Genomic DNA, 10,628 nt, shown 5'->3' on the forward strand with positions numbered 1-10,628 from the left:
GACTACTTATATTCAGGGCTTATAGAAATACTTTGTTCACTTGGCAAAGTAATGTTTTCTTTTAGTTTCCAGCTACCATCAACGGGCTCGATAAATACAGTGTATGTTCCATTTACAAAACTAGGAATAATGGCTGTGAATTCACTTTTTGCGTTGGGCGTCAGGTGTATATCAAAATCATGAGCTTGGATTGTTCTATGATAAAATGATAACTTTAAAGAGTGAATATTGCTTGTGTCACCCTTGGTAAATTTAAAACTTACTTTATCTGCTTCAACACCAAGGTCACCATGCAAGTATAAAGCCTTTGCTTTATCAAATTTACTCAGTTCTAAATTAATCGCTTTACCTTTTTTATAATAATCATCGACGACCATATCGGGGCCATTCCCAATTGCCGTAATAAATAATGATATGCAGCCAATGATAGTAATTGCTGGGAAAAAGATTAAGAACCAAGGCCAGAAATTTTTATACCAAGGAGTAGGGTTCATAAGTAAGCTTAATTTGTTTACGGTGTAGGTATTTTATAGGATTTGAATTAAAAAGACTAAAAAAAAGCCTCCAGATGGAGGCTTTTTTGATCTTAATTAATCTATTGAATTAAAAGATTAATATTTAAACATTTAATTAACGTTTTGCTTATTTATCTTGCGATAAACTGTAAACATAAGCCGTTAATAGATGAACTTTGTCTTCACCTAAAATGTCTTTCCACGCAGGCATTACACCAGCACGACCGTTATTTAATGTTTCTTCAACAGCACGTTGAGAACCACCATATAACCAGATGTTATCTGTTAAGTTAGGTGCACCAAATGGTAAGTTATGGGCAACAGAACCTTTACCATCAACACCATGACATGCAGCACACATGGCAAACTTAGCTTCACCTGCTTTCGCATCTTTTTGGTTAACAGTACGACCTGATAAGCTTAAAACATGCGCGGTCATTTCTTTAACGCCTTGTTCGCCTAAAGCAGCACCCCATGGTGGCATTGCAGCAACACGACCATAAAGTAGTGTTTCTTTAATTTTATCAGGCGTGCCACCGTATAACCAATCTTTATCCGTTAGGTCAGGGAAGCCGTGACCACCACGAGCATCTGAACCGTGACACTGCGAACAGTTCTGAGCGTATAAGCGTTGACCAATTTCAAGTGCTTTGTCGTCTTTAACAAGCATTTCGATATCTTGGCTAGCATAGCCTTCAAATATAGGGCCAAAACGTTTATCTGCATCAACAAATTCTTGATCTAATTGAACTCGCTGACCGTTTGCTAGTGCATCTTCAGTTGCCTTTTTAGACTCTTCTAAAGAAGTAATACCTTGGTTAGAACTAGTCCATTTAAATACGCCTTCCCAATTACCTAAACCTGGGTAAGCGGCAAGGTAGTATACTGACCATGCAAATGTTGCAAAGAACATGTAAGTCCACCACTTAGGCAGTGGGTTGTTTAGTTCTTCAATCCCATCAAACTCATGCCCACAGCTTTCACCCTCTTCAACCCCAGCGTAGTTCTTTAAGTTCCACACTAGTAGGCCAAAAATAATAAATAGGCACGCAAGGGTTAATACAATAACCCATATACTCCAAAAGCTAGTCATTTCTCAGACCCCTTTTCCTCGTTAGAGATTGTTTTGTTATGCTCTTTTTCATCTTCGAAAATGGCATTAGCAGCACTGTCAAAGCGTGTTTTGCTACGCTTGCTGAATGCCCACACAACAATAACAATAAATAATACTAAAATTATCAGAGTTAAAACGCCTCTGTATGTTCCGTAATCCATAATTAATTACTTCAAGTGCGTGCCAAGCTGTTGCAAATAAGCAATAAGGGCTTGCATTTCTGTCGCACCCTTGTTGTTATTCATTGCATCAACTTTGGCAACGTCTGCTATTAGTTCCTCATCACTACCGTACCCTAAACCTGGGTGTGCCGGGTTTTCTGGGTTAATAGCAAATGTGTCACGGAAAATTTTAAGTTTTTTAAGAGTCAAGCTAGTATCAACGCGATTCTCATCTAACCAAGGGTATCCTGGCATGTTCGATTCAGGTACCACAGCACGTGGGTCCATTAAGTGAGCATAATGCCAATCGTCTGAGTAACGTTTACCTACACGGGCAAGATCAGGACCAGTTCGCTTTGAACCCCACTGAAATGGGTGATCCCATACTGACTCACCAGCTACAGAGTAATGACCATAACGCTCAACTTCATCACGAAAAGGGCGAATCATCTGTGAGTGACAGTTATAACAACCTTCACGTACATAGATATCGCGACCTTCCATCTCAAGCGCGTTTAATGGACGAAGTCCATCAACAGGCTTAGTTGTGTCGTCCTGGAACATCAGTGGAGTAATCTCTACTAATGCACCAAAGCTGATTGCAAACACAGTTAAGATAGCCATCAGGCCAACGTTCTTTTCAACTATTTCATGCTTATTTTGTGATTTTTTATTGCTCATCATCTCACTCCGTTATGCTAATTGTGCTTGCGCGTCTAATTTCAACGAATCATTCTTCGCTGCAATTGTACGGTAAACGTTATAAGCCATAACTAGCATGCCCGCTACGATGAATACACCGCCTACAAAGCGCATAACATAGAAAGGGTGTGACGCTTGTAGCGATTGGACAAAGCTATACATTAATGTACCGTCAGAATTTACTGCACGCCACATTAGACCTTGCATTACACCTGAAATCCACATTGCAACGATGTATAAAACAACACCGACAGTATGTAACCAGAAATGGGTATTAACTAGTTTCACGCTATACATACGTCCTTGCGAGAATAGAGCAGGGATAAGGTGATAAATAGCACCAATAGATATCATTGCAACCCAACCTAACGCACCAGAGTGTACGTGACCTACGGTCCAGTCAGTGTAATGAGACAGAGCATTTACAGATTTAATCGCCATCATTGGGCCTTCAAAGGTAGACATACCATAGAAAGACAATGAAACAACTAAGAAACGAAGTACTGGGTCAGTACGTAATTTATGCCATGCACCTGATAGAGTCATTATGCCATTTATCATACCGCCCCATGAAGGAACAAATAAGATAATGGACATAACCATGCCTAAACTTTGCGTCCAATCTGGCAGCGCGGTGTAGTGTAAGTGGTGAGGACCAGCCCAGATGTATAAAGAAATTAGAGCCCAAAAGTGAACAACTGATAAGCGATAAGAGTACACCGGACGACCAGCTTGTTTTGGTACAAAGTAGTACATCATACCTAAGAAACCAGCAGTTAGAAGGAAGCCAACAGCATTGTGACCATACCACCACTGAACCATTGCATCTACGGCGCCTGCATAGATGGAATATGATTTAGTTAATGACACTGGAACAGCCATACTATTTACAATATGTAATACAGCAACAGTGATTATAAAACCAGCATAAAACCAGTTAGCAACGTAGATGTGCGATACTTTACGCTTAATTAACGTGCCAAAAAACACGATGGCGTAAACAATCCAAACAACGGTGATTAAAATATCAATCGGCCATTCTAGTTCCGCATACTCTTTAGAACTTGTAATACCTAGTGGTAATGTGATGACCGCAAGCACGATAATTAACTGCCAACCCCAAAATGAAAAGGCGGCTAATTTATCTGAGAAAAGGCGCGTTTGACAAGTACGTTGTACGACATAATATGATGTCGCAAAAAGTGCGCTTGTACCAAATGCGAAAATTACTGCGTTCGTGTGTAACGGACGTAGTCGAGAGTATGTTAACCATGGTGTATCGAAGTTAAGTGCTGGCCAAGCTAATTGGGCAGCAATCAGAACCCCAACACTCATGCCAACGATGCCCCAAATCACTGTCATAATAGCGAATTGGCGTACAACTTTATAGTTATACTCAGTTTGTGATGCTACTGTTTGGCTCATTTTCTGGCTTCCGCTGCAATAAATGCGTTTAGAAATGAATTACCCACTTTAAAAAGTGGGGCCTACTATTACTTCACAAGTATGTTACCTAAAACCCTCAATGCCATGACTGCTTCAGAAAACAAACTCGCGAAACCCTTATTTTGCGGGGAAATGATAAATTTTTTGGCCTAAAAAAGATAGGTCAATTGCATAAAATTATGACATCAATCAATTTTTATCATGTAGTTGTTTACTTTTTGACACACTTTCTTAGTAATTGACTCTGATCGTTTCACTAAACTTGTATTTTAATAGGGGAATTATTAGTATCGCCCTTTACTTTGCTCAAGGATTACAATGTCAATTAAGCATATTATAGTGTTTATTTTTACACTTACCTTATTAATTGCCTGCGATCCGATCACAGCAAATAAAGATGAGATAGCAACAAACTCACAATGTCAGCCTAATCAAGCTTGCACATACCCAAAAAAAGCTAAAATATGGTTAAGTGAGCACCTTATTTCTCCTGAAACTCCCTTTAAAATTAATGTCTCCCTTAGCGACGGTAATATTATCCACAGCGCGAAACTTGAAGGTGTGACTATGTATATGGGTTACATTCCGCTGCAGTTTAAATTACAAGATAATGTGTTGACTGCAAATGCAATGGTCGGTATTTGTTCAGAACGAAACATGACCTGGAAACTGATACTTGAGCTCAAAAACCAAAAAAATCAGATAGAATCTGTTTATTATTATTTTACAGTAATCTATTAATTTCTAGATTCAATTATTTGAATACCTATTCACTACATAAGCAGCAAGGGTATATCCCCTCGGTTAGTCATATTTCATTACGTGTAGAGTGTGCATTCTGATCATTCTATTCTCTCATTATTAGGGTCTGTTGACCTTTGCAAATTTAACCTTGAAAGGTCAACAGATCCTTAACCTATATTATTAGGCGTTATTTTTATAAAGGACTGATTCTGATAGTAGAATTACTTGCAACCACTATCTTACATACAACCTTTTTTACTCCAACGGCGCTTCTACCTTGGGTGGGGTGAGTATTTGTTGACGGATAATGAACTTAATCGACGTTGTTTAGCCATCGAATTCGTTAGTAAAAAAAGTCTCATTTTGCGGTTTTTATAAAATGGTGTAATTAAGTTGTAAATTTAGCTTTTTTGGATATTTTCACAAGTAATTACAGTTAATTACAAATTTATCGTTATTAATTTCATTCGTAGTTTAAATGCATTCTTATTTTTTTAATTGATTGTTTTTTAATTGTTTTAATTAATTAACAATGAAACATTCATTCACCTTATTCCCTAGTTTAGGGAGCCATAAAACAGACTTAAAGCTCCTTGTTTTTTCATTCAGTTTTTGTTCAGTTAAATCCCCCTAAGTTGCGCTGCGCTATCTCGACATTCTTAAATAAAACGAGCGCTGCCTAAATTAGGTATTTTTCCAACAAGTAGGGTATTACATGAAAAAATCAATAATTAGCTTAGCTGTTATAACGGCTATTCCTATGTTCACCAGCATTGAAGTTGTAGCTGCTGATGAAGTTCAAGCTATAGAAAAAATTCAAGTCACAGGTTCACGCATTAAACGCTCAGATATGGAAAGCGCAAGCCCAATAACGTTGATCAGCGCCGATGATATACAAGCTATGGGTGCAACAAGTATCGATAGCGTGTTACAAAAAATGACCGCAACAGGCGGAGCAATGACAAACCCTGGGGTTAATAATGGCTCTGGTGGTAACGCTCGTATTGATCTACGTGGTTTAGGCGCGCAACGAACATTGGTACTAGTTAATGGTCGTCGTATGATCAATTCAGGGACTGGCGCTGCATCAACTGTTGATTTAAATACCATTCCCGTATCAATGATCAAGCAAGTTGAAGTGTTAAAAGATGGCGCATCTGCTGTTTACGGCAGTGATGCGGTCGCGGGTGTTGTAAATATTATTTTAAAAGATGATTTTGAAGGCCTTGAATTAAACGCAAATACTGCAATTACAGGTGAGGGTGATGCATCTGAGAATTCAATCGACTTCACAGTCGGTAGCAGTTTTGATAAAGGTAATATCGTGATTGGTATGCAGTACACAGATCGTGGCAAAGCATCTCAAGCAGATCGTGATTTTTCTAAGTGCCCAATAGATGAAGGCGTTGACGGTTTATTCTGTACAGGTTCTGCCTACAATGAAGGTGGCCATATATGGAATGGTAACGGTGAAAAAGGGACAACGGTAAATGCAAAAGGTGAAGATACACAAGTTTCACTAATTGATGATGACGGAGTAACTGGCCGTGGCGGTGATTACCACCGTTACACCAATGAAGACAGCTATAATTACTCACCAACAAGTTACCTTTATACGCCAATGGAGCGTTTAAACTTAACAGGTATAGCAACATACGAACTATCTGACGATACCAGCTTATTTACTGAGTTTACGTATACTAAACGCTGGTCAGAGCAACAAATGGCGCCGCAGCCTGTCTGGTTTGATTTTGAATATACGCAGGCAATGGGCGATTCAATGCTTAATCAAAGCTACGATCAACGAGTTGACCTTGATGGTGATGGTTACCTTGATAAAGATGCGGATGGTAACTACGTAACGCAAGAAATGAACTATAAGTACGGTGATAAAATCTCATATGGTCGCCGTATGTCAGACACGGGTGAACGTTATTTTGAGCAATCAGTAGATACAGTACGTGCTGTGATCGGTGCTGAAGGTCTAATTGGAGATTATGCATGGGATGTGTCGGCTAACTTTGGCCGCAATGACTCGGTTGATAAGCTAAGTAATCTACATAACATGGGCGCAATTGGTGATCAAATTGACGCAGGTACATTTAATCCACTTGATCAACAGGCGTGGGTTTCAGACAATTTCCGCAAAAATGTTTACACTGAAGTAAATAATGGTGGGAGTCAGTTATTTATTCTAGCCGCAGCTGTTAGTGGTGAGTTGCTAGAACTGCCTGCGGGTTATGCAGCATTTGCGGCTGGTGTAGAACGCCGCCAAGAAAAAGCATGGTTCACCCCAGACTCATTAACGGCACAAGGTTTGGCTAATGATCCGCGTGTTGAAGCGACTTCTGGTGGCTTTGATGTCAATGAGGCTTATCTTGAGCTTGCAATTCCATTACTTGCTGATAAACCATTTGCTGAGCATGTTGAGTTAAGTGCAGCCATTCGCGCATTTGATTACAGTACCTTTGGTTCAGATGAAACATGGAAATTAGGCCTAACGTGGAAAGCAAATGATGAATTAATGCTACGTAGTGTTGTGTCTACCGCTTTTCGTGCACCGACAGTCAATGAACTTTACTCAGGTAATTCTCCATCATTTGATCAAGTAGATTACCCTGGCGCGCAAAAACAAGCAGAAGTAACGGTTGGTGGTAATTCAGCGTTAACCCCTGAAGAAGCAGATACATTAACGGTTGGCCTTGTTTATGAACCACAGTGGTTTGATGGTTTCTCAATGACGGTTGATTACTTTGATATTGATATTGAAAATGCAATTACAAAGGTCGATAGTCAGTATATAGTTGATCAATGCTTAAATAATGCGGCTAATGCGACAACGCCACTGTGCCAATCAGCAGGTATTTCTATTGATGCAACAGGACGCATCAAATTTAATAACAAAATACAGAATATAGGCTCTGAAAAAACCTCAGGGTATGATTTGAATTTGGCATATAACTTTGAGGCAGCGGGTCTTAATTGGCGCGCAGGATTAGACACAACTTACCTTGATGAATATGTTAAACAAGTGACTGGAGACCCGGTTGAATACGCTGGTGTGATCACTTCTGGCTCAGGTGGTTATGCCGAAATCAAATCTAATCTTAGCCTTAAAGTTGCTGGAGATAGCTGGGACGCTCAATATAAAGCGCGTTATATTTCAGGTATGGACAGTTTTAAGTGTATAGGTAAGGAAGATACATGCTACGCGCCAACAACACCGAGTGTTGTTTATCATGATGTGAGCGGCTCTTACCTAATTAATGAAACAGTCGCATTGACTGCGGGTATCAATAACCTATTTGATAAGCAGCCTCCATATTACTCTGGTAATAATGATTCAAATACAGACCCGTATACGTATGATGTATTAGGCCGTCGTTTCTTTGCAAGCATGAGCATTAAGTTCTAAGTAACCGACACTTAGATTAAATTACTTTTAAGGCCTAGGGCGTGTTGACCTTTCGTGATTGATTTTGCAGCAGTCTATTTGGTATTTAGGCAAGGCAGCGCCTATGGTGTGTGGTTGTTCCCCATAAATAGGTGATAACGCAGTATAAATGCCAAACATGCGCTGCCCAAAGGGTTCTTCCTAGGGGCGATTAATTCTTTGTTACCTACACGGATGTAGGTAAGGGGCGTGAGCAGGACGCGGAAGCTTTGCTCGGTTTTTACTTAGCCCGCTAGGTTACAAACCTCGCGCCGCGATTAAATCGCCCCTAGATTGAACAAATTTCAATCCACAAAGGTCAACACGCCCTAGTTTTACTAGGCCTTTTTTGTTGAACAAATCCAAGGGCAGCAGTAAACTAATGTCTGTAACTAAAATTTAGGTTATCTCATATTTAATAGGAGAACTGATTGTTAAAGCAGGATGAAAACTTATCCTTTATTATCGAACCTGAGCTCAGCCCTCGTTCTGAGCAACGCATTGATTTGTATTTCTCTATCCCAAACGAAATGGGTATTAACCCACAAACCTTAACCGAAGAGTCTTACTTCAATAACCACTTTAAATCTTATTTAGCGTATAACGCCAATAATATTCACCTACCTTTAGTACGAAGCCGTTTTGTCAGTAAAAATAAAGGTGAACAGCAAGATTATCGGCAGAACCTTAATCTTTATTGTTATCAGGTCAGATTAGCTATTGAAACGGATATCAAAGAAGCGCTTAAAATAGAAGAACTTGATGAGTTTTATCAACGGGCCATTGAGCTGTGTGAACAAAGCCAAAGTTTACTAAAAAAATTGCGCCGTTATACCCCAGAAGATGAAAAGCTAATTTCATTTTACACTAATGCTGATAATTATTTGAGTTGGCAAATTGAACAGTCATTTTTAAGGTTACTGGATGAAGGCCCACGAAGTAGCGATCACGCAAAAGAACGCACTGATTTGCTGAATTTTTGTAAGTTTGAACAAACATACCGCCAAGAGCAGCAGTACAACTCAGATTCAACACTTAAAGATGCTAACCGTATTACTAATAAAATGCGTTTGTTACAGCGTTTAATTGAGCATGGCGTCGTATTAACAAGACAAACTCGTCATTTAAATAGTTATTTAAAGCGGTTAGTAAAAGGCAGCGTGACGGCAGTTATAATGGCCTTAGTCATGTTGGTTGTACTTAATGCACGCAGCACTTTTACAGAAGTAACAGCAACATTGATTATTATTCTTGGTGCTATTTACGGTATGCGTGAAATATTTAAAGAAGATATAACCCGGGTTATTTGGCGAGCAATTGTAAAAGGACGGCCGAAGTGGCGCTTTCAATTTAATAACAGTGTTACGAAAGATAAAATTTCAACACAATATATTTGGCTTGAATACACTCGCTTTAAACATATTCCGCAGCAAGTGAGGAATATATTTTCAAAACGACGACAACAGAACAAACAAGCCGCGCAATGGTTACATTTTGCCAGTGAAACGCGAGTTAATGCCAAAGAGTTTTTACCCGGTTATGATAGTTTGCAGCAAACACTGCAATTTAACTTGGCACCTTTTGCTCGTTATTTAAAAAAAGGTGAAGGTAAGCTGTATAATGTTGAAAATAATAAAATATCTAAACAAAGTGTGGAGCGTCGCTATCAGCTAAACTTGGTAGTCGTTTATAGCAGTGCTGATAAAGTAACGCATCAGCGCTATAAAATCACTTTAAATAGAAGTAAAATTGTAAATATAGAGCTGATTTACAGTGAAAAATAATTAACTAGCGGAGCTATTTTTACTTATGAGTAAAGGTGCTGCGTCATTTTCATTTCTAGCTCAGCTGCGGTCTAATTTTTTAAAAGAATATTTAATGCGTATATTTTTAACGCGAATGGCTGCGACGAGTCATTGACACCCTATAGAAAGGCTATATTTGATCCTAAAGTTGGCGAAAAGAAATATGCTTAGGGATTGAAAAAAGATATGAAATTAAATTTATTGAGATCGTAACTGACCTAGGCCATGTTCGCTTTTTAGTTCAATCAGCGTCGACCTATAGCGTTACTACTAAACTGGTTACCATGATTAAAAGCTTAACTGTTGTGGTCAACTCATTCCGGAGAGCGAATTAAGTTTTTCTTCGGCTACAGCAGAGGCAACCATTTAATTATCTCGTGGCAGGCAAGGCGTTGGCACCGAGAAAAGAAGTGTGTCAACGTGCTAAGGATCAAACGCCTGAGCGTTGAAGTGGTGACATCTGCAATTGGGATTTACCAGAAAAAGTGCACTAAACTATGAGCGCGAAATCGCCAAAGTGGAGAGTGTATACCCAAGCCACCCCAAGATGCAGTTTCAGTTGGAGTTAAAAGCAATTTAGGCAAGGCATTGGTGCGTCAAGCTAAGCTTGATCCATCTTGCAGGGTGCAAGTCCCTGCCGGGCAAGGTCTAACTAACCACCCGTATTGAGTGTTGCGCCTTTGGCGGAGTGTGGGATTAGCAATTGCT

Annotated in this window: 8 protein-coding genes and 1 pseudogene; 4 read left to right on the top strand and 5 right to left on the bottom strand. The window is 39.4% G+C overall.

What is annotated here, in order from left to right; translation table 11 throughout:
• Positions 1-2: 2 nt before the first annotated feature.
• The 5 genes from HH219_RS20190 to ccoN all read right to left on the bottom strand — a co-directional run bounded on the left by HH219_RS20190 (position 3) and on the right by ccoN (position 3,917).
• A complete protein-coding gene (locus HH219_RS20190; protein WP_169328460.1) occupies positions 3-494 on the bottom strand; it encodes a FixH family protein in 492 nt (163 codons plus the stop codon).
• Between the two features lie 148 nt (positions 495-642).
• Positions 643-1,608, bottom strand: a complete 966-nt coding sequence (gene ccoP, locus HH219_RS20195; protein WP_054203515.1) for a cytochrome-c oxidase, cbb3-type subunit III — start codon at positions 1,606-1,608, stop codon at positions 643-645.
• Positions 1,605-1,790 carry a cbb3-type cytochrome c oxidase subunit 3 gene (locus HH219_RS20200; protein ID WP_054203516.1) on the bottom strand — a complete coding sequence of 62 codons (186 nt, stop codon included), beginning with the start codon at positions 1,788-1,790 and terminating at the stop codon, positions 1,605-1,607. Before HH219_RS20200 ends, ccoP begins: the two co-directional genes overlap by 4 nt.
• Before the next feature lie 6 nt (positions 1,791-1,796).
• Entirely contained in the window at positions 1,797-2,471 is a 675-nt protein-coding gene (gene ccoO, locus HH219_RS20205; RefSeq protein ID WP_054203517.1) for a cytochrome-c oxidase, cbb3-type subunit II, read from the bottom strand.
• Positions 2,472-2,483: 12 nt separating this feature from the next.
• On the bottom strand, positions 2,484-3,917 hold the full coding sequence (ccoN, locus tag HH219_RS20210; protein WP_054203518.1) for a cytochrome-c oxidase, cbb3-type subunit I: 1,434 nt from the start codon (positions 3,915-3,917) through the stop codon (positions 2,484-2,486).
• Between the two features lie 339 nt (positions 3,918-4,256).
• Between ccoN and HH219_RS20215 the strand changes: the two genes are divergently transcribed.
• The 4 genes and pseudogenes from HH219_RS20215 to HH219_RS22155 all read left to right on the top strand — a co-directional run.
• Positions 4,257-4,679: a hypothetical protein gene (locus HH219_RS20215; RefSeq protein WP_054203519.1), complete on the top strand. Its 423-nt coding sequence runs from the start codon at positions 4,257-4,259 to the stop codon at positions 4,677-4,679.
• 718 nt (positions 4,680-5,397) lie between these two features.
• Entirely contained in the window at positions 5,398-8,097 is a 2,700-nt protein-coding gene (locus HH219_RS20220) for a TonB-dependent receptor (RefSeq protein ID WP_169328461.1), read from the top strand.
• A gap of 449 nt (positions 8,098-8,546) precedes the next feature.
• On the top strand, positions 8,547-9,899 hold the full coding sequence (locus HH219_RS20225) for a hypothetical protein (RefSeq protein WP_054203521.1): 1,353 nt from the start codon (positions 8,547-8,549) through the stop codon (positions 9,897-9,899).
• Positions 9,900-10,040: 141 nt separating this feature from the next.
• Positions 10,041-10,222 (top strand): annotated as a pseudogene (locus HH219_RS22155) (IS200/IS605 family transposase); the annotation flags it as partial.
• Positions 10,223-10,628 lie beyond the last annotated feature (406 nt).

Origin of the sequence: Pseudoalteromonas sp. NEC-BIFX-2020_015 (assembly GCF_012952265.1) — a bacterium.
Lineage (GTDB): Bacteria > Pseudomonadota > Gammaproteobacteria > Enterobacterales > Alteromonadaceae > Pseudoalteromonas > Pseudoalteromonas neustonica.